Raw genomic sequence first — 24,127 nt, forward strand, 5'->3', positions numbered from 1 at the left:
TCCACATCAGTGTAAGGGGGTCATTTTTGGACGCCGATCACCCCGTTACGGGGTCAAAATTGCACGCCTGTTCACACACCTGACCATCCGGCGGCAGATCAAGATTGCGCACACAGATTTGACAGAATTCATCCACGATCGGCTGCCACTTTCCCGCCTTCCAGTGATTGGCTATCAGATACTCAACGAACTTAGCCCCTGCCATGCCGTGAGACATCGCGGTAGCCTCTTGCATCCGGTCAGCGAAGACCTGACCGCTCGTCGAGCCGTGAAGAGTGTCAAACGCGCCAAAGCGTCTTTCGCCTCCTGCCAGATCGATCAGCCGAACCTCTTGCCCTGCGGTTGCTTTTCGCCTCGCGCTTTGCATGTGAGCTTCGAGTGACAGCTCGCCGCTGGACAAGACAGGAACGCTCCAGCGCTGCCGAGCATCGGCCTGTCTCCCGCGGTCCATGCGGGCCTTGCCCCGGCCGTTGGCAAGCATATAGACGATTTCGCCAGCGACTTTCGGTTCAACTTCATGCAGTTCATCCAGTGCAAGCAGTGTGTTGTTGCTGGCGGCGGCGATCCCTTCGATCCCGTTGTCAGTGCCGCGCCAACTCTGCTTGAAGTCGGGCGCACCCCAGACGCTCACAGCGATGCGCAACAGAGTGGACTTTCCGCAGGAAGACGGGCCTCGGAAATGGAAACCGCCTCCCTCTGCGCCGAGCATCGACAATAGCGGCCCACTAAATGCAGTGGAAAGCGCCAATACCATCAGTGGGTTACCGGCACAGGGCTCGGCAACATCCCGCCGCCACTGCTCCATTGTGCCGCGGGGCTTCAACGCGCGGTCCATGGCCTGGGAGGCCCCAGTATGAATGATCTTTTGGGTTCCGATGACCCGACTCCTGCCCAAGGCAAAGGCATCGAAGCCGTCGCCCAGCCAGCCAAGCCGGTCTGTGCGTTCATAGCGATGCTCGGTGCGCCAGGAGGCAATCATCCCAATAACGGCCTTGTCAGCTTTTTCGACATCGCCCAGTTGCAAGCCAAGGGCAAATAGCGGGTCGAGCGCCGCACTAGCGCGTTTCTGCACCAGACGGGCTTCAACCACGCACTCGTGCCAACGGCCATCTGCGTCCTGAACGGAAATCACGCTCCCCCAACCTTTGCCTTGGGGGTCGCGGCACTGCCCGAGCACACGCAGGGGCGAACAAATCCTCTGCGGCTCGCTATCTTCGCTGGGGTCGCCGTCGTGTTTGTAGATGCCCTCTTCCTTGACCAGAAAGCCGTCAGCCAAGCCGGCTTCAGGTTTCCATGTCGCGTTTGCGGCGGTGGAAGGTTCAACAAAGGTCTCGGTCACCTTCAAGGCAAGGGACTGTTGGTGCATGGGCGGTGCTCCTTGGCAATAGCATAGGCTCGACACACCTGAGGGCGCGTCGGTCGGGTGGGATGAAAATGCGAGCGGATGAGGTGCTCGAGGGCTTGGTATGGTTAATATAGCAAGAAGCCCGCCGGACTGCGCTCGATCGCGAAAAAAAATTGAGGCCGATCGAAATGGTCGCGTGCCAGAGGCGCTCAAGGCGAGCCTGTCCTTCAGAAAATCACCAAGAAACAGAAAAAATTTTCACGACTTCGTGATCCCTTCTGCATCCCGTCGGCCGATTGCTATAGCAATAGTATGAGCGACGATCTTGCAAAGCTTCAGGCCGCCCAAGGCATACTGGCAGAGCTGGTAATCGAAGACCCGGTTTACATTCCGGTCTTCGAAAGGATCGAGCGCGAGATTTCCCTGCTGGAGCATCAGCAAAGCGCCATCGAACGCGCCAGAGCCGTAGTTGCCCGTCACAAGGCGATGGTCTGAAGCAACTTCTGCAGATGCACTAGAGACGCGCCCTTGCCATAGCGCTCGCGATCGAGAGCGTGGCCCATCAGATCGCGACGAATGCGCTCGTCGATCCCCGCCTCAAGCATGCGATCTTCGAAACTGTGCCGCAACCCGTAGAGAGTGTGCCGCGGCGTCTCCATCAGATGGTTTTCGCGCAGATACTTATTGATAGTGGCCGAAAGGCTGGAAGCACTGTCGCGATAGCGTGGAAAGCCATCCGGCGCGGCGCGCATCGCCTCAAGGCTCACGCCGCAGAGCGGTAACACCCGCCGAGCATTCGCACTCTTGAGCTGACGCAAGACCGGCTCGATCGCGATGTGCGGCACCGGCCCGTCCAGTCGGATCTGCTCCGGCGTCAGCGCCGCCAATTCGCTGGGCCGGGCACCGGTATTGACCATTGCCAGAAGAATAAGCCGCGCCTCGCTGTTCAGCCCCGCTAAGGCCCCCGGTATGATCAATCGGTCGCGGATCCAGGCGGTGGAGAACGGCGGACGCTGCGTCTGTTCGCCCTCCTTGAAACTGAGCCCGGCGAGCGGCAAATCGAGACCCAGTCGCTTCATCTGGTTGACCGTCTTCAGCACCTCGCCCAAGTGGATCAGGTCCTTGTTGGCGCTGCTGGGCTTGAGGCCCTCATTTTCGATCCGCTCGAGCCACCAGGCGCGGAAATCCAGCATATCGTCGCCGTTGATCTGCGAGATCGGCTTGTTGCCGACAACGCCGATGAAAGCCTGCACAGCCTTCTTTCGTGGGTTCTCCCATTTACGAAGCTGGTCCGCGCTCTTGCCCAAGGTCTTTTCCCGCGCCAGTTCCCAGTAAAGCTCGAGCGCGCGGGACACGGTGATCTCGGGCCGCTGCGCACCACCCAGCAAAGCTGCGGCTTGGGCGCGGTCAACCTTGCTGTCTCGAGCCGGAATAGCCTCGACCCTCTCCAGCAGCTCGTCGACTGGCAGTTTCGCAACCTGCCGGGCTGAGAGATAGCGAAAGCCCTGCGCCCTGGCGAGCTCCTGTGCCGCCTCGAAGCGCCGCTCGGCGTCCGATGTGTCACCGGCGAGCATCGCTTCCCAGCCGGCGACCAGCTGCTCCCACAGCAGGCCGGACTTGGTTTCGGCCTCCGATAAGCTGTCAGTGCCAAGGGCGACCCATACATGCTTGCGCGGCTCGACCGCGGCGTACCGCTTGGGGACCCGTCTGTAGAGGGAGAGCTTCTTTCCGCGCTGCTTGATTGCCATGTCACCCTCCGCATCGGCGGATAATGCATAGCAAAATGTATAGCAAAAAGTATAGCAGAAACCGATCCGAACAATCCAAGAGGCAATGAAATCACTCGATTTACAGAGTAATTTCAGCAACTTGCGCCACAAACGAAAAATGAAAGATGGCGGAGGAGGTGGGATTCGAACCCACGGTACGCTTTCACGCACGCCGGTTTTCAAGACCGGTGCATTCGACCACTCTGCCACTCCTCCGCGCAGGGCCTCGTTAAACGCCGGCAAGTGATTCTGCAAAGCGCTCTGATGCAGGATTTCCGCCGATCACGGCTCGCGGGCCTTTTCTTGCATGCGGGCAGAGGATAAGCTGTCGGCGCGCGCAAGGGCGCAGGCAGTCAGCACAAGACCGGAAAACCGGCAAGGCCCCACGACGGGCACAAAAGGCGAAAAGGGCAAGATGATGAATTCTCAGCGAGTTAGCGCGTCAGGCCAGGGGGCGATGCCGCGCGGGACGCGGGTGATGCGGCTTCTGGCGGCCGGCACGGCGGTCTGGCTGGTCGCGGCCTGCGAAAACGGCGCGCAGCTTCCGGGCTTTCTGCAACCCAAGGACGGCGACACCGCGGCCGCCGCCCCGGCAAGCCGCGCCACGCGGCTGGTGGAGCGCGACGTCGAGGCGCCGGATGTCTTTCAGGTGACCGAAAGCGGGCTCTGGGACGGGCGGCCTTCGCTGGGCGGCGTCTGGGTGGCGCATCCGGACGTGAAGGAACCCGAGCGGGTGATCATCCGCAATCCCGGCAATGGCAAATTCGTGATCGGCGCGCTCTTCCGCAAGGAACGCGCGACGCCGGGGCCCGAGCTTCAGGTTTCCTCCGATGCTGCCGATGCGCTGGGGCTGGTGGCCGGTCAGCCGACCAACCTCAACGTCACGGCGCTGCGCCGCGAGAAGACGCCGGAAACCCCGCAGACGCCCGAGACCGTGGACACCGCCGGGCTGGGTGCGCCCGATGCCGTGACCGCGACCGAGCTCGATGCGCCGGCCGCCGTGGCCGAAGCCGCGATCGACGCCGCGGCCGCGCCCGCCACGCCGCCCAAGCCGAAACCGGCGCCGGCGCCGGCGCCGGCGCCCAAGGCCTCGCCGCTGAGCAAACCCTATATCCAGCTTGGCATCTTCTCGGTCGAGAAGAACGCCCAGAACACCGCCGCGGCAATGAAATCGCGCGGGCTGAACGCCGTGATCAAGAAGCAGTCGAGCCAGGGCAAGACGTTCTGGCGGGTGCTTGTCGGCCCGGCCGCCAGCTCCTCTGAACGCGCGGGTTTCCTCAAGACGATCAAGGCGGCGGGCTTTACCGATGCCTATGCCGTGACAAACTGAAACGCCCCGCCGAGGGCCTCTGCCAATCGGACGAGCCATGACGAGACATTTCGCAGCCCCCCTCCTCGCCCTTGCGCTGGCCGCATCGACCGCGGTGTCGGCGCAGGCCTTCGACACCCGGGCGAAATCGGCCTTCGTGGTCGATCTGACCACCGGCACGGTGCTTCTGGCCAAGGATGCCGACACCGCGCTGCCGCCGGCCTCGATGTCGAAGCTGATGACGCTTTACATGGCGTTCGAGGCGATCCGCGATGGCCGGCTCGACCTGCAGGAAAAGCTGCCGGTGTCGCAGCACGCCATGTCCTATGGCGGCTCGACCATGTTTCTCGACACCACCGACCGGGTCTCGGTCGAGGACCTGCTGCGCGGGATCATCGTGCTGTCGGGCAATGATGCCTGCGCGGTGATCGCCGAGGCGCTGAGCCCCGATGGCACCGAGGCGGGCTTTGCCCGCTACATGACGCGGCGCGCGCAGCAGCTGGGCATGACCAATTCGACCTTCACCAATTCCAATGGCTGGCCCGCCGCCGGGCACCGCATGTCGACCCGTGACCTCGCGCTGATCGCCCGGCGGATCATCGAGGATTTCCCCGAGTTCTACCCGATGTTCGCCGAGCGTACCTTTGCCTTTGACGGCCGCGCGCCGCAGAACGTGACCAACCGCAACCCGTTGCTGCGGCTGGATATCGGCGCTGACGGGCTCAAGACCGGTCATACGCAGGAGGCCGGCTACGGTCTGGTGGGGTCGGCCAAGCAGGGGGATCGGCGGGTGGTCTTTGTCGTCTCCGGTCTCGACAGCGAGAGGGCGCGGGCCGAGGAGAGCGAGCAAATCGTCAACTGGGCGTTCCGGCATTTCACCCAGTCCAAGGTCGCAGCCGAGGGCCAGGTTGTGGCGGAGGCCGACGTCTGGATGGGCTCTTCCCCCAAGGTGGGGCTGGTGCCGGCCAAGGACATCGAGATGCTGGTGCCGGTGCTGGCCAGCGGCAAGATCAACGCCGAGGTGGTCTACAATTCCCCGATCGAGGCGCCCTTTGCCAAGGGTGACAAGCTGGGCGAGATGATCATCTCGCTCGAAGGTCTGCCGGAAACGACGGTGCCGCTGGTGGCCGATCGTGCCGTGGCCGCCGGCGGTTTCATGAGCCGGGTGACCACAGCCGCCAAGGTGCTGCTCAAGCAATGGGGCGCCCCGGTGCCCGGTTTGCCGTCCTGACCGCGCGCACAGGTGTTCATTTCCTTCGAAGGCATTGACGGGTCGGGCAAATCCACCCAGGCCCGGCTGTTGGCCGAGCATCTGCGCGGCCAGGGCCGCGAGGTTGTCCTGACGCGCGAGCCCGGCGGCTCGCCCGGGGCCGAGGAGATCCGGGCGCTGGTGCTGCAGGGCGATCCCGACCGCTGGTCGGCCGAGACCGAGATCCTGCTGTTTACCGCCGCCCGCCGCGATCATCTCGAGCGGACGATCCTGCCCGCGCTCGAGGCCGGAAAGGTGGTGATCTGCGACCGCTTTGCGGATTCGACGCGGATGTACCAGGGGCTCTCGCGCGGAGACCTGCGCGGCATCGTCGACCAGTTGCATGCGCTGATGATCGCACGCGAGCCTGACCTGACGATCCTGATCGACATGGACCCGGCGCTGGGCCTGGCCCGCGCCAAGGGGCGTGGCGGTGTCGAGGAACGGTTCGAGGATTTCGGCGCCGGCCTGCAGGAACAGATGCGCGCCGGATTCCTGGCATTGGCCAAGGAATACAGCGCCCGGTTCCGGGTAATCGACGGCGGACGGCCGGTGGAGGACGTGGCGCGTGACGTGGCGGATTTGGCTGCGCGTGAGATTTCCTAGCCTAAGACGCGAGGCAGCTCTTTCCTAACTTCCGACAAGCTCCCCAGCGCGTTAATAGCGGCCAACGGCCGCCGCGCATCGCCGGGCGCCCCCCCGGCACGGCGATTTGGCTGACGTTAGCGCGTCGCTCCGGTCTCTTGCGGATGTGGCAGGAATAAAGCGCTGCCGAACCGACGCAGGTTCGCCGCACCGCGGCCCGCAATTGCGCCGCTCTCTCCCAAACCTCCGACAAGCTCTCAGCGCGTTAACAGCGGCCAACGGCCGCCGCGCATCGCCGGGCCGCCTCCACGGCACGGCGATTTGGCTGACGTTAGCGCGCCGCTCCGGTAACTTGCGGATGTGGCAGGGATAAAGCGCTGCCGAACCGACGCAGGATCGCCGCACCGCGGCCCGGCAATGCGCGGCTCGAGCCCGGAAACGAAGCCACACCCTCAATCCCCCCTTCCGTCCCGCCGCACTCCGCACTAGACCTGAGCCCATGAGCGACGACCGCCCCCAACCCGACCAGATCGAAGGCGCGCCCCATCCGCGCGACACCGCCCGCCTCATCAGCCAGGACGCGGCCGAACAGGCCTTTCTCGAGGCCGTCACCTCGGGCCGCATGCACCATGGCTGGATGATTGCCGGCCCCCGCGGCACCGGCAAGGCGACGCTGGCCTGGCGCATCGCCCGCTACCTGATCGCCAACCCGCCAGGCGCCGCCGACGACGGTCTCTTCGGCGCGCCGCCGCCGCCCACCTCTCTCGACATCGACCCAGAGCATCCGGTCGCCCGGCGCATCACCGCAGGCTCCGAGCCCGGGCTCTTCAAGCTCACCCGCCCCTGGGACGACCGCGCCAAGCGGCTCAAGGCCGACATCACCGTCGACGAGGTGCGCAAGCTGAAAAGCCGCTTTGCCCTCTCGGCGGCCGACGGCGGCTGGCGCGTGGTGATCGTCGATGCGGCGGACGAGATGAACACCTCCGCCGCCAATGCGCTGCTGAAACTGCTGGAAGAGCCACCGGCCCGCTCGACCCTGCTGCTGGTCACACACCAGCCCTCGGCGCTTCTGCCGACGATCCGCTCGCGCTGCCGGATGCTGCAGCTGCGGCCGCTTTCGCCGGGTGACATGACCGCAGCCCTCGACCAGGCCGGCATCACCGTCGCATCGGAAGAAGCCGAGGCGCTGGCCGCCCTCTCGGCAGGCTCCGTCGGCGATGCCATCCGCCTGTCGCTGAACGACGGCCCCAAGCTCTACGCCGCGATCCTGTCGCTGCTGGGCACCCTGCCCCGGCTCGACCGCGCCCGCGCCCTGGCGCTGGCCGAGGCCGCCACCGCGCGCGGCGCCGAGGACCGGGTCAACACCATCTTCTCGCTGATCGACCTGGCGCTGATCCGGCTGGCCCGCGCCGGGGCCTCGGGGCAGATGCCGCATCCGGCCGCCGCCCCGCAGGAGGCCGAGGTCTTTGCCCGCCTTGCCCCCGATGCCCGCCGCGCCCGCGCCTGGGCCGAGATCGGCCAGCAGATCGCCGAGCGCAGCCGCCACGGGCGGGCGGTCAATCTTGACCCTGCCGCGCTCATCCTAGATACGATGATCAAACTCCAGAAAACGGCGTCCGACCTGGCCGCCTGAGGCGGATATGAGCAACCCGAAGATCACCGACAGCCACACCCATCTCGACTTCCCGGATTTCGACGGCGAGCGCGACGCGATTGTCGCCCGCGCCGTGGATGCCGGGGTGCACCGCATGGTCACCATCTGCACCCGCCTGAAGAACGAACCCAAGGTGCGCGCCCTGGCCGAGAGCTATGACCCGGTGTTCTACGCCGCCGGCACCCACCCGATGAGCGCCGCCGAAGAGCCGCTGACCTCGGTCGAGGAGCTGGTGAGCCTGGCGCAGCACCCGAAGTTCGTGGGCATCGGCGAGACCGGGCTCGACTATCACTACACCGCCGAAAGTGCTGATATTCAAAAGCAATCCCTGCGCATCCACATTGCGGCCGCGCAGCAGACCGGCCTGCCGCTGATCATCCACGCCCGCGCCGCAGACGACGACATGGCCGAGATCCTCACCGCCGAGCACCGCAATGCGCCTTATGCCTGCGTCATGCACTGCTTCTCGTCGAGCGCCGAGCTGGCCCGCCGCGCCCTCGACCTCGGCTTCTACCTGTCGATGTCCGGCATCACCGCCTTCCCCAAGAGCCAGGAGCTGCGCGACATCTTTGCCGCCGCCCCGATCGACCGCATCCTGGTGGAAACCGACGCCCCCTACCTCGCGCCGCCACCGCGCCGGGGCAAGCGCAACGAGCCGGCCTATACCGCCCACACCGCCCGCCGCGCCGCCGAGACCTTCGGCATGGACTATGCCGAGTTCGCCGCGCAGACCGAGGCCAATTTCGAACGGCTCTTTGCCAAGGCCGCCGCGTGGTCACCGTCATGAGCGATCACTACCGGTTCACCATCCTCGGCTGCGGCTCCTCCGGCGGCGTGCCCCGTCTCGGCGGCCACTGGGGCGATTGCGACCCTGCAAACCCGAAGAACACCCGCCGCCGCTGCTCGATGCTGGTCGAACGGGTCAGCGACGCCGGCACCACCTCGGTGCTGATCGACACCTCGCCCGACCTGCGCAGCCAGCTGCTCGACGCCGGCACCGGGCGGCTCGACGGGGTGGTCTATACCCATGCCCATGCCGATCACACCCATGGCATCGACGACCTGCGGATGATTGTCTTCAACATGAAGAACCGCCTGCCGGTCTGGGCCGACGGCCCGACCCAGGAGGCGCTGCTGGCGCGCTTCGGCTATGCCTTCGTCCAGCCCGCAGGCTCGCCCTATCCGCCGATCCTCGATCTCAACACCATCGACGGCGACGTCACCATCACCGGCGCCGGCGGCCCGATCACACTGACCCCCTTCGAGGTCGACCATGGCTCGATGGACGCGCTCGGGTTCCGCATCGCCGGCCTCGCCTATCTGCCCGACGTGGCGCAAATCCCCGATCCGGTCTGGCCGATGCTCGACGGGCTCGACATCTGGGTGGTCGACGCGCTTCGTCGCAAGCCGCATCCCACCCATTCGCACCTCGCCCGGACGCTGGACTGGATCGCGCGGGTGGCGCCGAAACGCGCGGTGCTGACCAACATGCACATCGATCTCGACTACGCCACGCTCGAGGCCGAGACCCCCGACCACATCACCCCGGCCTACGATCTCATGCAGCTGACACTTCCTGCATGACCCGGGGTTTCTTCTCTTTCAAAATACGCCCACGCCACGCCAGCCCCGAGGCGCAAGGCTGACATGCAGGCGCTGCTCGAGGTGATCCTGCCGGTCTTTCTGGTGATCGGCGCCGGCTATCTCGCCGTCTGGCGTCGCTGGATCAGCGACAATGCCATCGACGGGTTGATGGATTTCACCCAGAAGATCGCCATTCCGACGCTGCTCTTCATGGCGATCTCGACCCTTGATCTCGGCGCGCATTTCGACCTGGCACTGCTGGTCAGCTTCTACACCGGCTCCTTCACCGGCTTCACCATTGGCCTGCTGGCCGGGCGCTTTGTCTTCAAGCGCGCCTGGGAAGACTCGGTTGCCATCGGCTTCTGCTGCCTCTTTGCCAACTCGGTGATGCTGGGCATCGCCATCACCGAGAGCGCCTATGGCGCCGCGGCCCTTGGCCCGAACTACGCCATCGTCGCCCTGCATTCGCCCTTCTGCTACGGCATCGGCATCACCGCGATGGAGATCGCCCGCTCGCGCGGCACCCCGGCGCGGCAGATGCCGGCCAAGGTCCTGAAGGCGATGTTTCGCAATGCGCTGGTGATCGGCATCCTGCTGGGCTTTGCCGTCAACTTCTCGGGCCTCGACCTGCCCGATGTGGCCACCGACGGGCTCGACCTGGTGATCCGAGCCGCCATTCCTTGTGCGCTCTTCGGCATGGGCGGGGTCATGTACCGCTATCGCCCTGACGGAGATTTCCGCATCATTGCATTGGTTTGCGGCGTGTCTCTCATCCTTCACCCGAGCATCACCTTCACCCTGGGCACGCTCACCGGCCTGTCGACCGGCGCGCTGCGCTCGGCGGTGCTGACGGCGTCGATGGCGCCGGGGATCAACTGCTACGTCTTTGCCAACATGTATGGCGTGGCCAAGCGGGTGGCGGCCTCTTCGGTGCTGATCGCCACCGCGCTGTCGATCCTGACGATCTGGGTCTGGCTGGCGCTGCTGCCCTAGCGGGTCTGGCCAGTGGCCTTGAGCCGCGCCGCCATGGCGCTGAGCCGCGCGTAGACCGCGCCGGCGTCGTCGTGCCATTCGGCCACCGCCGCGCCCTGCGCCGTGACCACCGCGCTGTCGCCCCGTGCCGCCGGCCCGGTCAGCGCCGCCTGCGGCCCCTTTGCCAGCACCGACTCGACCGTGCCCCGCAACAGCACCGCATGCAGCTCTGACATGACGTCTTCCGGCATCCCGGCCTCGGCCCAGGCCTCCTGCGCCAGCGCCTGCAGAACGGTGGTGAAGTTGTTCGAGATCACCGCCGCCGCGTGATAGAGCGCCTTGGCCTCGCCGCGGATCGGAAAGCAGCGCGCGCCGAGGGCGGTGAAGACCTGCGTCAGCAGCGCTGACGCCGCGCCCTCGATGCCACAGAAGGCGCCCTGGAACTGCACAACCGAGAGCGCGGGATCGGCGAAGGAGAGCACAGAATGGGCGCTGCCGGTCTGCCAGCCGGCCTCGGCCAACGGCGCCAGCAGCGCTGAAGGGTGAAAGCCGCTGCAATGGGCGACAGTGGCCGGTGGCAGGTCACAGGCCGCCAGCCTGCGCGCGACCGCTGCAATCTGGTCGTCCGGCACGGTCAGCAGGTAGACATCCGCCGGGCGCAGCGCCTCGAAGGTGTCAATTGCCCTGCCGCTGAAGGCGAAATCCCGCGCCGCCTCGGCCGCCTCGATGCGCCGCGCGAGGATGTCGGCGACACCAAAGCCATCAGTATCGTTGCACCGCCGCAACAGCGTCTGGCCCACCTTGCCGGGACCGATGACCGTAATCGAGAGGGCGCGCGTCATGCTGGTGTCCTTCGCTCCGGGGCGGTCGGGGCGAGGAATGGTGCGGGTGAAGGGACTTGAACCCCCACGCCTTGCGGCGCCAGAACCTAAATCTGGTGCGTCTACCAATTCCGCCACACCCGCATCCTGCGCCGCGCCAGAAGCGCTTGCGCCCGCAGGTCTCTAGCAAAGCTGGAAACAGGATGCGAGGGGATTTAGGCGCAGGGCGATAAAATATCAGGACATTTACCGGTTCTTGAGATAACCTGTGAAAAAAAACGAGCAGTGAATACAGGTAAGCCCATGAAACCCAACGAGGTCGGGCGCGCAGTGGAACAGATCCCCCGGCCGGACTCCGTCCGGACGGACGAGCGCGCGGATATCGAGATCAACGGTCTTCTGGCCGGCACGCGGCTGTGGACGCTGGACGGCGAGATGCCGGTGCAGTTCCTCAGCCCGGGCGACCGGATCATCACCCGAGACACCGGCATGGCGCTGCTGGGCGCGGTCGAGACGCTGGAGGTGACCTGCGCCACAGTGCGGATCAAGGCCGGCTCACTGGGTCACACACGGCCCGATGAGGACCTCGTGCTGCCCGCCAGCCAGCGGGTGCTGGTGCGCGACTGGCGCGCCCAGGCGCTGTTTGGCGCCAAGGAGGTGCTGGTGCCGGTCGCGCGGCTGGTAGATGGCAAGTTCATCACCCAGGGCGCTGTCGAGCGGCTGCGGCTGATCTCCCTGCGGTTTGACGCGCCACATATCCTTTATGCCGACGGCATCGAGATTGCCTGCGGCACGCGAATGGCAGAACTGGTGGCCTAGAGCCCCAGCCCGCGCAGGACAGGTGGCAGCGCCTCTGGCAGGTCCTCGGCAATCAGCCCGGGGCCAACATGGCGCGCGGCCTCGACATGCAGCCATGCGGCGGCCTCGGCCGCCTGCATCGGTGACAGGCCCCGCGCCAGCAGCCCGGTGATCATGCCCGCCAGCACGTCCCCGGACCCGGCGGTGGCCAGCCAGGGCGCCGCGCGGTCGTAGAGCGCCGCATTGACCGAACAGCGCCCCTCCGGGTCGGCAATCACCGTGGCCGGCCCCTTGAAGAGCACCACACAGCCCGCCCGCTGTGCCGCCTCTCGCGTGGCGTCGACCTTGGACCAGGCCGGGCCACGGGTCGGCGTCTCTTTCAGCCGCGCCGCGATATCGGGGAACAGCCGGGCGAACTCACCGCCATGCGGGGTCAGCACGCAGCCCGGGTGCAACAGATCGAACAGCGCGTCGGGCGCCTCTCTGAACGCCGTCAAAGCATCTGCATCCAGCACCACCCCGCGCGCAGGGGGCGCCGTCGGCCCCCCGTCCCCCAGCGCCACCGGCACTAGCGCCTTCGCCCGCTCGACCCCCAGCCCCGGCCCGAGGCAGAGCGCGTTGATCCGGGCGTCCTCCAACACCCGGCCCAAACCCTCGGCATCCTCGACCCGCCTGAGCATCAGAGCGGTGATCTGCGACGCCACTTCCATCTGCGCCGATCCCGGCACCCCCAGCGTCACCAGCCCCGCACCGATCCTGAGCGCGCCACGTGCGGCCAGCCGCGCCGCGCCGGTCTTGCCGAAGCCGCCAGAGAGGACCAAGGCGTGACCGTGATCGTATTTGTGAGAGCCCGCCTCGCCTTTCCCGAGCCACCGCCCGGGCCAGACACGCCCGGGCGGCCGGGAATGCCTGTCGGCCTCCAGCAGGCAGGTCCGGTCCAGCGGGCGCGTCTCGGTCCGGTTCAGCTGCGCCGGGTCCTCGCGGCCCAGACCGATATCCACGAGACGCAACCGGGTCTGCAGTGTGCCGAGGTAATGCCCCAGCTTGGCGCGGTGAAAGGAACAGGTCAGATCGGCCTGCAGGATCCGCTTCGAGGCCTCCTCGCGCCACCAGTGCCGGTGCGCCTCCGATCCGTCCTCTGCCCCCTCGGGCCTTGCAGGCACCAGAAAGGCACCGCTGTCGCAATCGAGCCCCGAGGGGCAGTCCACCGCCACCGTATGACAGCGATGCCCGGCGCCGGTGTCGCGCTGCTTTACCGCGTGAAAGGCGTTTGCACAGTCCAAAGGGATCGCCCGCGACAGGCCGGTGCCGAACATCGCGTCGATCAGAACCTCGGGCCGGGTGCCTCGGGCGACCGCCTCGACCGTCAGCGGCTGCGTCTCGCCCATCTCGGACCATCTGTCATGGTTCGTCCTGGAATCCGGCGGCAGCCGCGCGGGATCACCGTAGAGAAACACCTCCACCGTCCAGCCGCGTTCCTTCAGCAACCGCGCAATGACAAACCCGTCGCCGCCATTGTTGCCAGGCCCGCAAAGCACCACCGCCCGGTGCGCGCCCTGCCCCAGCTCCGGCCATTCCTCGAGGACCGCCTCGACCACGCCCGCCCCGGCGCGCTCCATCAACTCGAGACCGGTCACCTTGCCGCTGGCAATCGCCGCCTGTTCGAAGGCCCGCATCTGCGCCGCGCTCAGCAATTCCCCCCATCGGACCCCCAAGATTCAATTCTGCTTGATTTATGTGCAAATCGCCCGTTCTTTAGGCGCATGGTTTTGGCCGGTGCTCAAATCCGCCTCTCCCCGAGCCTACACAATTGTAGCCCCCGGTGAGAAGTGGTCTGAGCCTCTCAACACCCTTTGCGAGGAGGCACCACATGAAGAAAATCGAGGCAATCATCAAGCCGTTCAAGCTTGATGAGGTCAAGGAGGCGCTGCAGGACGTCGGCGTTCAGGGCCTCAGCGTGGTCGAGGTCAAGGGCTTCGGGCGGCAGAAAGGCCACACCGAACTGTACCGCGGCGCGGAATACGTGGTCGACTTCCTGCCCAAGGTGAAGATCGAGGTGGTGCTGGACGACGACCAGGTCGACGGCGCCATCGAGGCGATCGTCGAGGCAGCCAAGACCGACAAGATCGGCGACGGCAAGATCTTCGTGACCCCGGTCGAACAGGCGATCCGCATCCGGACCGGCGAAACCGGCTCGGACGCGCTCTGAGCCAAAGCGCACGTGCCCCGGACCTGATCCGGGGCCTCCTGCACGGCGCGACATGCATCAGGTCCCGGGCCGGGTCCGGGACCCCGAAACACCAAATCAAACTCAAGGGAATGACCAAATGAGCGCAAAAGACCTGCTCAAGCTGATCAAGGACGAGGACGTTGCCTACGTCGACATCCGCTTTACCGACCCGCGCGGCAGACTGCAGCACGTGACCGTGATCGAAAGCGAAGTCGACGAGGATTTCCTCGAAGAGGGCTTCATGTTCGACGGCTCCTCGATTGCCGGCTGGAAATCGATCGAAGCTTCCGACATGAAGCTGATGCCCGACTGCGACAGCGCCTATATCGACCCGTTCTATGCCGAAAAGACCGTCTGCGTGCATTGCTCTGTTGTCGAGCCTGACACCAACGAGCCCTATAACCGCGACCCGCGCGGCACCGCAGAAAAGGCCGAGGCCTACCTGAAGTCGACCGGCATCGGTGACATCTCCTACTGGGGCCCCGAGGCCGAGTTCTTCCTGTTCGACGACGTGCGTTTCTCGAACACCATCAACAAGGTCTCCTACGAGGTCGACGCGATCGACGCCTCCTGGAACACCGACACCGAATACGAGATGGGCAACACCGGCCACCGTCCGGGTCTCAAGGGCGGCTACTTCCCCGTGAACCCGACCGACGACGGCCAGGACATCCGTTCTGAGATGCTCTCGACCATGAAGCGCCTCGGCATGAAGGTCGACAAGCACCACCACGAAGTGGCGTCCTGCCAGCACGAGCTGGGCCTGATCTTCGGCACGCTGACCAAACAGGCCGACGAGCTGCAGAAGTACAAGTACGTCATCCACAACGTGGCCCAGGCCTATGGCAAATCGGCGACCTTCATGCCGAAGCCGATCTATGGCGACAACGGCACCGGCATGCACTGCAACATGTCGATCTGGAAAGACGGCAAGCCGCTCTTTGCCGGCGACAAATATGCCGACCTGAGCCAGGAAGCCCTGTACTTCATCGGTGGTATCCTGAAGCACGCCAAGTCGCTCAACGCCTTCACCAATCCCTCGACCAACAGCTACAAGCGGCTGATCCCCGGCTTCGAGGCCCCCGTTCTGCGCGCCTATTCGGCCCGCAACCGCTCGGGTTGCGTCCGGATCCCGTGGACCGAGAACCCCAAGGCCAAGCGCGTCGAAGCCCGTTTCCCCGATCCCTCGGCGAACCCCTACCTGTGCTTCGCGGCCCTGCTGATGGCCGGCCTCGACGGCATCCAGAACAAGATCGATCCCGGCGAGGCGATGGACAAGAACCTCTACGACCTGCCGGCCGAAGAGCTCGAAGGCATCCCCACCGTCTGCGGTTCGCTCCGCGAGGCGATGGAAGAGCTGCAGAAGGACATGGACTATCTGCTGGCCGGCGACGTCTTTACCAAGGATCAGATCGAGGGCTACATCGAGCTGAAGATGGAAGAGATCGAGAAGTACGAGCACACGCCGCACCCGGTCGAGTTCGGCATGTACTACAGCTGCTGAGGGCGGTGCCGGGCGCAGGCCCGGCCTCTTCTCCGGCACAGGCAAAGGGCGTCCCTCGGGGCGCCCTTTTCGCGTCGCACGGGGCCGGCCCGCCGGTGGCGCGAAAACTTCCCGGAATTTTCTGGACGCAAGGCCCCGGCCCGCTACACTTCCCTGTAATCGCTCACTTGCCAGAACAGGGACATTTTCATGCGCCGTTTTACCATCGCTCTGTCACTCATCGCGGGTCTTGCCGCCCCTGCCGTCCAGGCCGCGCAATGCATCACGTCCAAGGGGGGCTTCAACGGCTACAAGGCCGGGCTGGCCCAGGATGCCCAGGCCAACGGTGTCGGCCAGCGCGGCATGCAGGCGTTGCAGGGGGCACAGCTCTCGGGCATCACCTGGCGGTTCGAATCCAACCCCTCGAGCCAGAGCGGCACCCTGCAACGTGACCCGGCCACCTTCCTGGCCAAGCGCTCGGGCAGCTCGGCCGATGCCTTCATCCAGCGCACCCGCTCGCGGATGGCCAAGAACCCCAACACCTTCGCCTCGATCGAGCGCCGCTACGGCGTGCCCGGCAGCGTGCTGGCCACCATCTGGGGGCTGGAGACCAGCTGGGGCGGTTATCTGGGCGAGACCCCGATCGTCGGCGGCGCGGTGACGCTGGCCTCCTACTGCCGCCGCCACCCGCGGTTCGAGAGCCACGCCATCGCCGCGCTGAAGCTGGTCGACCGCGGCATCATCACCGCCAATACCCGCGGCGGCCCCTCGGGTGAGCTGGGCCACATGCAGTTCCTCGCCGGCAACTGGCTGCGTTATGGCGTCGATGGCAACGGCGACGGCCGGGCCGATCCCTACAACGCCTCGGATGCCCTGGCCTCGGCGGCCAACATGCTGGCCAAGAACGGCTGGCGTGCCGGCGCGCCCTTTGGCGAAGGCACCGCCAACTTCCGCGTTCTGTCGGCCTGGAACGACAGCGGCAACTACCAGCGGGCCATCGCCTACGCCGCCGAGCGCGCGCAATGATCTGACAGGGCTCCCCTCCTGTCAGAACGCCAGAAGCCCGGAGGTCTCCCCACCCCCGGGCTTCTTTTCGTTCAAGACAGGCCGCACCCTGCACCCCCAGAACGACGGTGCCACAGTCTCACCCCACCCCCACATTCTACTCTTTCAAAATACGCCACACTCCCTCCACCCCAAGCGCAACACCGCCAAAGGCTCACCCCACCCCCACATTCTTCTCTTTCAAAATACGCCACACGCCCTCCGCCCCAAGCGCAACGCCGCCAAGGTCTCACCCCACCCCCGCATTCTTCTCTTCGGAAATACGCCACACCCCGCCCGACACCGGGCTCACCCCCAGCCCCACCTGGCGCCACGGACCCAGAGGCCAGCCCGGCGCCAGCCATCTCATATCTCGGGAAAAGCCCTCAGAACCGCCGCAGCGCCAGCACCGCGTTGAGCCCGCCAAAGGCAAAGGCGTTGGACAGCGCCACCTCGACATGGGCCTCGCGCGCCTCGTTGGGCACCACGTCAAGCGCGCATTCCGGGTCGGGTTCCTCGTAGCCGATGGTGGGCGCGATCACCCCGTCGCGCACCGCCATGATGCAGGCCAGAAGCTCGACCGCGCCGGTGCCGCCGATCAGGTGGCCATGCATCGACTTGGTCGACGAGATCATCAGACGGTCGGCATGGGCGCCGAAGACATCGGCGACCGCCGCGCTTTCGGTCTTGTCGTTGGCCGCGGTGCCGGTGCCGTGGGCGTTGATATAGCCCACGTCGGTGGTGTTCAGCTTGGCATCGACCAGCGCGCCGCGGATCGCCCGGGCGGCGCCGGACTTCGAGGGCATGACGATGTCGGAGGCGTCTGAGGACATGGCAAAGCCCACCACCTCGGCCAGGATCTCGGCGCCGCGCTTGCGGGCGTGTTCGAGCTCTTCGAAGACAAAGACCGCCGCGCCCTCGCCCTGGACCATGCCGTTGCGATTGGCCGAGAACGGCCGGCAGGCGTCCTTGGACATCACCCGCAGGCCTTCCCAGGCCTTCACCCCGCCAAAGCAGAGCATGCTTTCCGAGCCGCCGGTGATCATCGCCGGCGACATGCCGCCATGGACCATCTGGAAGGCCTGGCTCATGGCGTGGTTCGACGAGGCGCAGGCGGTCGAGACGGTGAAGGACGGGCCCTGCAGGTTGAATTCCATCGACACGTGGCTGGCCGCGGCGTTGTTCATCAGCTTGGGCACCACGAAGGGATGCACCCGGTTCTTGCCCTCTTCGTAGACCGAGCGGTAATTCTCATCCAGCGTGTTCATGCCGCCACCGGAATTGCCGAGGATCACGCCGGAACGCGCCGCCAGCTCGTCGGTGAACACGAGCCCGGACTGCGCCAGCGCCTCGCGGGCGGCGACCAGGGTGAACTGGGTGAACCGGTCGTACAGCGACAGCTGTTGCCGGTTGAAAAAGGTCATCGGATCGAAGTCGCGGACCTGTCCGCCGATGCGGATCGCCAACCGGTCGAGATCGGCGATCTCGAGCGGGCCGATGCCGCAGCGCCCCTCGCGCATGGCCGCCAGCGTGTCGGGCACGTTCTGCCCCAGCGCATTGATCGTCCCGGCGCCGGTGATGACAACCCGTTTCATTCTGTCCTGCCCCGCTTGGTCACTGGTTCAGGGCTCGGCCCTTTGCTCGGCAATGAGCTGTTCGATGCCGGCGACGATGCTGCCGACCGAGGAAATGTCGAAATCGCTTTCGGTGGGTTCGTTGGCGTTGAACGGGATCGAGATGTCAAAGGCTTCCTCGATGGCAAAGATGCTCTCGACCAGCCCCAGGCTGTCGATGCCCAGTTCTTCGAGCGTGTTGTCCATGGAGACGTCGGATTTCTCCAGCACCGCCTGTTCGGCAATGATCTCGACAACCTTGTCCTTGACGTCCATCGGCCTGTCCTCCGCCTAGTGGTCCACCGGTGATTTAGTCGCTCTCGACCAGCTTGGAAACCGCTTTTTTGAGCGCCGCGACATCGCGCGCGAGGCGGGGCAACCGGCGGATTGCCTTGTAGCTTTCGGTCTGGATATCCATCTTGGTGGCCGGATATCCCAGCAGCACGCGGCCGCTCGGCACGTTGGACAGCACCTTGGACCCGCCGCCGGTGATGACGTTGTCACCGATCAGGATATTGTCGGCGACGCCCGACTGGCCGCCGAAAACGCAGTTGTCGCCGGTCCTGACCGAGCCTGCCAGCGCCGCCTGGCCGCAGAGCAGGCAATCCCGGCCGATGATGCAGTTGTGGCCGACCTGCACGAGGTTGTCGATCTTGGTGCCGGAGCCCACGACAGTGGCGCGCACGGTGCCGCGGTCGATGCAGGAATTGGCGCCGATCTCGACATCGTCGCCGATCACCACGCCGCCCAGCGAATGAATCCGCGCCCAGGGCTGCGCCTTGGTCTCGCCCTGGTCGCCCATGGTTTCGCGCGCGCGCTCGGCGCCGCTTTTTTCGGGGGTGACAAAGCTGAAGCCGTCGCCGCCGATCCGCGCGCCGGTCTGGGCGATGAAACGTGCGCCGATGGTGACGTCATGCGCCAGCGTCACTTGGGCATGCAAAAAGGCGCCCTCGCCCAGCCGCACGTTGGCGCCGATGTGACATTGCGGGCCGATGACCGAGCCCTTGCCGATCACCGCACCCGGCCCCACCACGGTGAAGGCGCCGATGCTGACGCCGATGCCCACCTCGGCCGAGGGGTCGATCACGGCGCTGGGGTGAATGCCTTCGGGAAAGCGCGGACCCGGGTCCATCATCGCCGAGAGGCCCGAAAGCGCGTAGCGCGGCCGTTCGGCAAAAATCGCGGCCTCCAGCCCCATCGCCTGCCAGTCGGCACCGGCCCAGAGCAACGCGACGCGGGCCCGGCCCTTTGGCAGGGTTTCGGCGAATTCGGGCTTCATCGCCAGGGCGAGATGCTCTGGCCCGGCCTCGGCCGGTTCGCGCACGCCGTCGACGAAAATGTCAGTGGCGCCCGCTGCCTCGCAGCCGAGCGCCACCGCTATGTCCTGAACCCTGTGGGTCATCCTGCGCCTCGCAATCGTTGCGCTGCGAGGTTTAGCCCTGAACCGAGGTCAGCGCCACCCCCGCGTTCTGCAGCGCGCGATAGACCTGGGCATCGCGGCCGTAGATGTCGGCGCGGAAATGCAGCCGGCCCTTGGCGTCGGTGTAGGCGGTCCGGTATATCAGGTGCACCGGCACCGGCTCTTCCAGATTGACCCGGATGTTCTGGCCCGACTGCAGCCGCGACTGAAAGAAATTGACCGGATCGTCGGTCTGTTTCGCCAGCAGCGCATAGGCAAATTCGAACGGCTCGTTCAGGCGCACACAGCCATGCGAGAAGGCCCGCACTTCGCGCGAGAACAGGCTCTTGGCCGGGGTGTCATGCAGGTAGATGTTGTACTTGTTCGGGAACATGAACTTGACCAGTCCCAGCGCATTCTTGGTCGACGGCGGCTGGCGCAGGCGGAACGGGAAGGTCCGGTCCGAATAGGCGGCGAAGTTCACCGCCGAGCGCGGCACCACCCTGCCCTGAGCGTTGATCACTTCGAGATGGCTGACCGCATAGCGGTTGCGGCGCATCGCCGGCAGGTATTCCTCGGTGGTGATCGACCGCGGCACGTTCCAGTACGGGTTGATCTCCATGTATTCCATCACGTCCGAGAACTCGGGCGTTTCGCGGTCGGGCTGGTCCTTGCCCACCACCGAACGGGTCTCGAAGGTGACCTTGTCGTCGTCGATGATCCGCGCCTTGAAATCGGGGATGTTGACGAGGATATGCCGCTTGCCGCGCGGCCGGTTCAGCCAGCGTTCGCGCTCCATCGCCACCAGCACCGATTTTAGCCGTTCGCTGGCCGGCACATTGATCGCGCGCAGGGTGGCCGGGCCGGCAACGCCGTCGGGCTCGAGGCCTTGCGCCGTCTGATACTCCTGAACCGCCTTCTGCAGTGCACCGTCATAGACCGCGGTGTTGGAGCGGTCGAGGTAGCCCATGGCGATCAGGCGATTGCGCAGGGCAACGACGGCGGGGCCGCTGTCGCCCGGGCTGACCTTGTCGGATTGCACCTGGGCACCCCAGCTGCCAGAGGCCACGATCCGCTCGAGCTCGAACTTGGCGCGTACCAGACGGGTGTATTCGGCGGTGGCGGGCACCACGGTGCGGAAGAAGGCATCGGGATCGCCGGAGGTGAAGTCACGCAGATAGGAGATCGGGTCGCGCAGCGGCACCTCGCGCTTGATGCCCGAGACGATCTTCTGCGGGTCGAGGATGCCGGTCTGCATGTGGCGGGAGAACAGTACCAGCGTCTCGCTCAGTTCGACATCGAGCTGGCCCAGACCGCGTTCGCCCTGGACCGAGGCCATCTTGGCGCGCAGCACCTCGGGGTCATACTTGTCGGTGGGCAGCCCGTAGAGCCCGGCCTTGGAGACCGCCGCCAGAAGCGCGGCGCGGCGGGCGCGGTGCACCTCGCTGTCGCCGGTCCAGACCGGCTCGAACCGGGTTTCGCGGTAGAAGGCGGCGATATCGCGGTTGACCGAGGCGCTCTCGGCGACCGCCTGTTTGAAGGCAGTGACCTCGGCAGATGCCGGCAACGGCCCGAATCCCAGCACTGCAACCGCCAGCGCCGCGCTTCCCATGAGTGTCCTGAACCGTCCGATTGCCTGCGTCTGCGTCATACCGTCTCTCCGGGCCTCAATTTCTTAACCAAAGCAGCACCTAGAGTGCCATATCCTTTTGTCTACTCACATATTCTTAAGTCTTGCAATGCACACTTCCGATAGTTGACCAGCAATTGACACGGGTTTGGAATCGGAGGTTTTGTGCGCATTCTTGCCACGCACTTCGAATATTGGGCAAGTTTTCGCCCAACTCTCCCAGCATGGTAGGCAGGCGGGAATCTTCGGTTGGCGAAAAAACCCCAATGTGGCATACAGACCACGCATCTGGGGATGAGATGGCAGGTTCCGCGTAACATCGCGGGCTGAACTTTTAGAGAGCGACAGACAGGCGCAATACAACATGACAGAACTTCGCGGCAGCGGTATCTCGCGGCGTGGCCTCTTGGGCGCGTTCGCGGCAACTTTGGTAACAGCAGCACCGACTTACACCAATGCAGCAGGCTTCCTGCGCGGCGGTGGCGACATTCGGCGCATCAAGATGTACTCGGCCAGGACGGGCGAACGGCTCGACATGATCTACTGGGTCGAGGGCGAATACATCAAGGATGCGGTCGAAGAGGTGCACAAGTTCATGCGCGACTGGCGCACGAACGACGTGAAATACATCGACCTTCGAACCATCGACATTCTGGCGGCTTCGCACAACCTTCTGGATGTGCCCGAGCCCTACATGCTTCTTTCCGGCTATCGCAGCCCGAAAACCAACGCGATGCTGCGGTCCCGCTCGTCGGGCGTTGCAAAGAATTCGCTGCACCTGAAGGGTCAGGCTGCCGACGTGAGCCTCAAGGGCCGTTCCGTCAGCCAGATCGCCAAGGCAGCTTCGGCCTGCCGCGCAGGCGGTGTCGGGCGCTACTCCAGCTCGAACTTCGTGCACATGGATTGCGGCGCCGTCCGGTCCTGGGGCCGCTGACGCTCTCACCGTCTCATCGCAAGCTCGCCAGCGCCGTCCCTTGGGGCGGCGTTTCGTTGTCTGGGCCAGTCTCCCGCCCTGGCCGCGGTGCATCCGGGGAGGGGGCACGACAGACCTGGGGACAGGGCGGGATCTGGGCAGGTTGTTGCGTGAGGAGATCAACCTGCCGTGACGGCGCCGAATGAAGTATTTGCGGCTTTCGTTGTTGCGATACACTGCCCCAACACTCAAACCCGCCGGAGGTTCCCTGTGCGTGTGATTTATTTTTCCGTCACCCTGTTTTTTCTGGGCCTGGCCCTGATCGGGGCCGGTCACCCGGCCGCGGCGCAGGACAAATCCGCCGTCGAGCGGCAGTTCCAGTCCTGGATCCAGTCAGAGGTCTGGCCCCGTGCCAGTGCCAAGGGCGTGTCCCGCGCCACGTTCGACGCGGCCTTTGCCGGTGTCACCCTGAACTGGGACCTGCCCGACCTGGTTCCGCCCGGCAGCGAGGCCGAGACCCCGAAGCGCCAGCGCCAGGCCGAGTTCGGTGCGCCGTCGAAATACTTCAACCGCAACTCGATCGACGGTGCCACCCGCATTGGCAAGCAGATGGCCGAGCGCCATGCCGCGGCTCTGGCCGCGACCGAAAAGCGCATCGGCGTGCCCGGCCGCATCATCCTGGCGATCTGGGGCCGCGAGAGCGGCTATGGCCGCGTGGCGATCCCCCACAACGTCTTTCGCGTGCTGGGCACCAAGGGCTTCATGTCGACCCGCGCCGCCTATTTCACCTCGGAGCTGATCGCCGCTTTGCAGATCGCCGAGGCCGGCCATGCGCCGGAAAGCGCGATGAAGAGCAGCTGGGCCGGGGCGCTGGGCCAGCCGCAGTTCATGCCGTCGAACTTCCTGAAATATGCCGCCGACGGCAATGGCGACCGCAAGGCCGATATCTGGCGCTCAGAGGCCGACACCATCGCCTCGATCGGCAATTATCTGGCGCAGCACGGCTGGGTCTCTGGCCGCGACTGGGGCTTCGAGGTCGATGTGCCGGCCTCGGTCTCCTGCACGCTTGAAGGCCCCGACCAGGGCCGCAAGATCGCCGACTGGGCCGCCATGGGCATCACCCGCGTATCCGGCAAGCCCTTCCCGGCGCACGAACTTTCCGGCGAAGGCTACCTGATGATGCCCGCCGGCCGCCAAGGCCCGGCCTTCATCGTCACGCCGAATTTCTACGTGCTCAAGGACTACAACACCTCTGACCTCTACGCGCTGTTCGTGGGCCATGTCGGCGACCGCATCCGCTATGGCGTCGGCGATTTCCACGCCTCCTGGGGCAAGGTCGACACGCTCTACCGCTCGGACATCGCGGCAGCCCAGCGCCGGCTCGAGGGCATGGGCCACGACGTCGGCGGCGCCGACGGCCTGCCGGGCTACAAGACCCGCCGCTCGATCGGCCGCTGGCAAGAGGCCAACGGACAAAAAGCGACCTGCTTCCCCGACAAGCAGAACGTCGCGGCGCTGGGGGGCTGACCTGGCAAAGTTGGCGCACCTGATAGGAGGGAATTCAAACACTCACTTCGAGTGTTGGCGGAATGGGAGCGCCATCTCACGCAACCAAGTGCTTGGTCACGAGGCTTTCCAGAACTTCGCCTTCCTGAGCTAATGGGATGAACTGCCTTCCCACCAACCCGCTGCTATCGTGGCAGGCATAGGTGGAGAGAGGAGCATCTGA

The 24,127-nt window shown here is 65.5% G+C and carries 22 protein-coding genes and 2 tRNA genes; 14 read left to right on the top strand and 10 right to left on the bottom strand.

Features of this window, described 5'->3' with window-relative positions; genetic code table 11:
* Positions 1-37: 37 nt before the first annotated feature.
* Positions 38-1,366, bottom strand: coding sequence for a DUF927 domain-containing protein (locus ACN0SE_RS19465; RefSeq protein WP_417526196.1), 1,329 nt, complete (start codon positions 1,364-1,366; stop codon positions 38-40).
* A 291-nt stretch (positions 1,367-1,657) separates the two neighbouring features.
* Here ACN0SE_RS19465 and ACN0SE_RS19470 point away from each other — a divergent pair, with 291 nt between their 5' ends.
* Positions 1,658-1,840 (top strand): hypothetical protein, encoded by a 183-nt coding sequence (locus ACN0SE_RS19470; RefSeq protein WP_417526197.1) that lies wholly within the window; start codon positions 1,658-1,660, stop codon positions 1,838-1,840.
* Here ACN0SE_RS19470 and ACN0SE_RS19475 read toward each other — a convergent pair.
* Positions 1,822-3,093, bottom strand: a complete 1,272-nt coding sequence (locus tag ACN0SE_RS19475; protein WP_417526198.1) for a tyrosine-type recombinase/integrase — start codon at positions 3,091-3,093, stop codon at positions 1,822-1,824. The two genes, ACN0SE_RS19470 and ACN0SE_RS19475, sit on opposite strands and share 19 nt — an antisense overlap.
* Positions 3,094-3,240: 147 nt before the next feature.
* Positions 3,241-3,330: transfer RNA gene (locus ACN0SE_RS19480), tRNA-Ser, on the bottom strand.
* A 199-nt stretch (positions 3,331-3,529) separates the two neighbouring features.
* On the opposite strand from ACN0SE_RS19480, the gene ACN0SE_RS19485 reads away from it, so the two are divergent.
* The 7 genes from ACN0SE_RS19485 (at position 3,530) to ACN0SE_RS19515 (ending at position 10,488) form a co-directional block, all read left to right on the top strand.
* Positions 3,530-4,444 (top strand): SPOR domain-containing protein, encoded by a 915-nt coding sequence (locus tag ACN0SE_RS19485; protein WP_417526199.1) that lies wholly within the window; start codon positions 3,530-3,532, stop codon positions 4,442-4,444.
* Between the two features lie 37 nt (positions 4,445-4,481).
* Positions 4,482-5,654: a D-alanyl-D-alanine carboxypeptidase family protein gene (locus ACN0SE_RS19490; protein WP_417526200.1), complete on the top strand. Its 1,173-nt coding sequence runs from the start codon at positions 4,482-4,484 to the stop codon at positions 5,652-5,654.
* Between the two features lie 12 nt (positions 5,655-5,666).
* The gene (gene tmk / locus ACN0SE_RS19495) at positions 5,667-6,278 is read left to right on the top strand and encodes a dTMP kinase (RefSeq protein ID WP_417526201.1); all 612 of its coding nucleotides are present in this window, start codon (positions 5,667-5,669) and stop codon (positions 6,276-6,278) included.
* 478 nt (positions 6,279-6,756) lie between these two features.
* Entirely contained in the window at positions 6,757-7,890 is a 1,134-nt protein-coding gene (locus tag ACN0SE_RS19500) for a DNA polymerase III subunit delta' (protein WP_417526202.1), read from the top strand.
* 7 nt (positions 7,891-7,897) lie between these two features.
* Positions 7,898-8,698, top strand: a complete 801-nt coding sequence (locus ACN0SE_RS19505; protein ID WP_417526203.1) for a TatD family hydrolase — start codon at positions 7,898-7,900, stop codon at positions 8,696-8,698.
* On the top strand, positions 8,695-9,495 hold the full coding sequence (locus tag ACN0SE_RS19510; protein ID WP_417526204.1) for an MBL fold metallo-hydrolase: 801 nt from the start codon (positions 8,695-8,697) through the stop codon (positions 9,493-9,495). Before ACN0SE_RS19505 ends, ACN0SE_RS19510 begins: the two co-directional genes overlap by 4 nt.
* Before the next feature lie 63 nt (positions 9,496-9,558).
* On the top strand, positions 9,559-10,488 hold the full coding sequence (locus ACN0SE_RS19515; RefSeq protein ID WP_417526205.1) for an AEC family transporter: 930 nt from the start codon (positions 9,559-9,561) through the stop codon (positions 10,486-10,488).
* On the opposite strand, the gene ACN0SE_RS19520 is transcribed toward ACN0SE_RS19515, so the two are convergent.
* Both ACN0SE_RS19520 and ACN0SE_RS19525 read right to left on the bottom strand, forming a co-directional pair.
* Positions 10,485-11,309: a Rossmann-like and DUF2520 domain-containing protein gene (locus ACN0SE_RS19520; RefSeq protein WP_417526206.1), complete on the bottom strand. Its 825-nt coding sequence runs from the start codon at positions 11,307-11,309 to the stop codon at positions 10,485-10,487. The genes ACN0SE_RS19515 and ACN0SE_RS19520 overlap by 4 nt on opposite strands.
* A 38-nt stretch (positions 11,310-11,347) precedes the next feature.
* Positions 11,348-11,432, bottom strand: a tRNA-Leu gene (locus ACN0SE_RS19525).
* Between the two features lie 159 nt (positions 11,433-11,591).
* Between ACN0SE_RS19525 and ACN0SE_RS19530 the strand changes: the two genes are divergently transcribed.
* Complete coding sequence (locus tag ACN0SE_RS19530) at positions 11,592-12,107, top strand: Hint domain-containing protein (RefSeq protein WP_417526207.1); 516 nt, start codon at positions 11,592-11,594, stop codon at positions 12,105-12,107.
* Here ACN0SE_RS19530 and ACN0SE_RS19535 read toward each other — a convergent pair.
* A complete protein-coding gene (locus ACN0SE_RS19535) occupies positions 12,104-13,762 on the bottom strand; it encodes an NAD(P)H-hydrate dehydratase (RefSeq protein WP_417526208.1) in 1,659 nt (552 codons plus the stop codon). The genes ACN0SE_RS19530 and ACN0SE_RS19535 overlap by 4 nt on opposite strands.
* Positions 13,763-13,956: 194 nt before the next feature.
* On the opposite strand from ACN0SE_RS19535, the gene ACN0SE_RS19540 reads away from it, so the two are divergent.
* From ACN0SE_RS19540 to ACN0SE_RS19550, 3 genes are all read left to right on the top strand, one after another.
* Positions 13,957-14,295, top strand: a complete 339-nt coding sequence (locus ACN0SE_RS19540) for a P-II family nitrogen regulator (protein ID WP_048531347.1) — start codon at positions 13,957-13,959, stop codon at positions 14,293-14,295.
* 118 nt (positions 14,296-14,413) lie between these two features.
* Entirely contained in the window at positions 14,414-15,820 is a 1,407-nt protein-coding gene (gene glnA, locus ACN0SE_RS19545) for a type I glutamate--ammonia ligase (protein ID WP_417526209.1), read from the top strand.
* Between the two features lie 189 nt (positions 15,821-16,009).
* Positions 16,010-16,825, top strand: coding sequence for a lytic murein transglycosylase (locus ACN0SE_RS19550; RefSeq protein ID WP_417526210.1), 816 nt, complete (start codon positions 16,010-16,012; stop codon positions 16,823-16,825).
* A gap of 404 nt (positions 16,826-17,229) precedes the next feature.
* On the opposite strand, the gene ACN0SE_RS19555 is transcribed toward ACN0SE_RS19550, so the two are convergent.
* Genes ACN0SE_RS19555 through ACN0SE_RS19570 form a run of 4 tightly spaced genes read right to left on the bottom strand, consistent with a single transcriptional unit; the run spans position 17,230 to position 21,506 of the window.
* Positions 17,230-18,438 (bottom strand): beta-ketoacyl-[acyl-carrier-protein] synthase family protein, encoded by a 1,209-nt coding sequence (locus ACN0SE_RS19555; RefSeq protein ID WP_417526211.1) that lies wholly within the window; start codon positions 18,436-18,438, stop codon positions 17,230-17,232.
* 27 nt (positions 18,439-18,465) lie between these two features.
* Positions 18,466-18,732, bottom strand: coding sequence for an acyl carrier protein (locus tag ACN0SE_RS19560; protein ID WP_417526212.1), 267 nt, complete (start codon positions 18,730-18,732; stop codon positions 18,466-18,468).
* 34 nt (positions 18,733-18,766) lie between these two features.
* Positions 18,767-19,858, bottom strand: a complete 1,092-nt coding sequence (gene lpxD / locus ACN0SE_RS19565) for a UDP-3-O-(3-hydroxymyristoyl)glucosamine N-acyltransferase (RefSeq protein ID WP_417526213.1) — start codon at positions 19,856-19,858, stop codon at positions 18,767-18,769.
* A 31-nt stretch (positions 19,859-19,889) separates the two neighbouring features.
* Positions 19,890-21,506 (bottom strand): L,D-transpeptidase family protein, encoded by a 1,617-nt coding sequence (locus ACN0SE_RS19570; RefSeq protein WP_417526214.1) that lies wholly within the window; start codon positions 21,504-21,506, stop codon positions 19,890-19,892.
* A gap of 343 nt (positions 21,507-21,849) precedes the next feature.
* Between ACN0SE_RS19570 and ACN0SE_RS19575 the strand changes: the two genes are divergently transcribed.
* A complete protein-coding gene (locus tag ACN0SE_RS19575) occupies positions 21,850-22,419 on the top strand; it encodes a YcbK family protein (RefSeq protein ID WP_417526215.1) in 570 nt (189 codons plus the stop codon).
* Positions 22,420-22,677: 258 nt separating this feature from the next.
* A complete protein-coding gene (locus tag ACN0SE_RS19580) occupies positions 22,678-23,925 on the top strand; it encodes a lytic murein transglycosylase (RefSeq protein ID WP_417526216.1) in 1,248 nt (415 codons plus the stop codon).
* The last annotated feature ends 202 nt before the right edge of the window (positions 23,926-24,127 follow it).

The sequence above is a fragment of the Marinovum sp. genome (assembly GCF_048263515.1).
Lineage (GTDB): Bacteria > Pseudomonadota > Alphaproteobacteria > Rhodobacterales > Rhodobacteraceae > Marinovum.

Coding starts and splice junctions, on each gene's coding strand:
- ACN0SE_RS19465 (WP_417526196.1), bottom strand. CDS start 1,366: ATGCACCAACAGTCCCTTGCCTTGAAGGTGACCGAGACCTTTGTTGAA.
- ACN0SE_RS19470 (WP_417526197.1), top strand. CDS start 1,658: ATGAGCGACGATCTTGCAAAGCTTCAGGCCGCCCAAGGCATACTGGCA.
- ACN0SE_RS19475 (WP_417526198.1), bottom strand. CDS start 3,093: ATGGCAATCAAGCAGCGCGGAAAGAAGCTCTCCCTCTACAGACGGGTC.
- ACN0SE_RS19485 (WP_417526199.1), top strand. CDS start 3,530: ATGATGAATTCTCAGCGAGTTAGCGCGTCAGGCCAGGGGGCGATGCCG.
- ACN0SE_RS19490 (WP_417526200.1), top strand. CDS start 4,482: ATGACGAGACATTTCGCAGCCCCCCTCCTCGCCCTTGCGCTGGCCGCA.
- ACN0SE_RS19500 (WP_417526202.1), top strand. CDS start 6,757: ATGAGCGACGACCGCCCCCAACCCGACCAGATCGAAGGCGCGCCCCAT.
- ACN0SE_RS19505 (WP_417526203.1), top strand. CDS start 7,898: ATGAGCAACCCGAAGATCACCGACAGCCACACCCATCTCGACTTCCCG.
- ACN0SE_RS19510 (WP_417526204.1), top strand. CDS start 8,695: ATGAGCGATCACTACCGGTTCACCATCCTCGGCTGCGGCTCCTCCGGC.
- ACN0SE_RS19515 (WP_417526205.1), top strand. CDS start 9,559: ATGCAGGCGCTGCTCGAGGTGATCCTGCCGGTCTTTCTGGTGATCGGC.
- ACN0SE_RS19520 (WP_417526206.1), bottom strand. CDS start 11,309: ATGACGCGCGCCCTCTCGATTACGGTCATCGGTCCCGGCAAGGTGGGC.
- ACN0SE_RS19530 (WP_417526207.1), top strand. CDS start 11,592: ATGAAACCCAACGAGGTCGGGCGCGCAGTGGAACAGATCCCCCGGCCG.
- ACN0SE_RS19535 (WP_417526208.1), bottom strand. CDS start 13,762: ATGCGGGCCTTCGAACAGGCGGCGATTGCCAGCGGCAAGGTGACCGGT.
- ACN0SE_RS19540 (WP_048531347.1), top strand. CDS start 13,957: ATGAAGAAAATCGAGGCAATCATCAAGCCGTTCAAGCTTGATGAGGTC.
- glnA (WP_417526209.1), top strand. CDS start 14,414: ATGAGCGCAAAAGACCTGCTCAAGCTGATCAAGGACGAGGACGTTGCC.
- ACN0SE_RS19550 (WP_417526210.1), top strand. CDS start 16,010: ATGCGCCGTTTTACCATCGCTCTGTCACTCATCGCGGGTCTTGCCGCC.
- ACN0SE_RS19555 (WP_417526211.1), bottom strand. CDS start 18,438: ATGAAACGGGTTGTCATCACCGGCGCCGGGACGATCAATGCGCTGGGG.
- ACN0SE_RS19560 (WP_417526212.1), bottom strand. CDS start 18,732: ATGGACGTCAAGGACAAGGTTGTCGAGATCATTGCCGAACAGGCGGTG.
- lpxD (WP_417526213.1), bottom strand. CDS start 19,858: ATGACCCACAGGGTTCAGGACATAGCGGTGGCGCTCGGCTGCGAGGCA.
- ACN0SE_RS19570 (WP_417526214.1), bottom strand. CDS start 21,506: ATGACGCAGACGCAGGCAATCGGACGGTTCAGGACACTCATGGGAAGC.
- ACN0SE_RS19575 (WP_417526215.1), top strand. CDS start 21,850: ATGACAGAACTTCGCGGCAGCGGTATCTCGCGGCGTGGCCTCTTGGGC.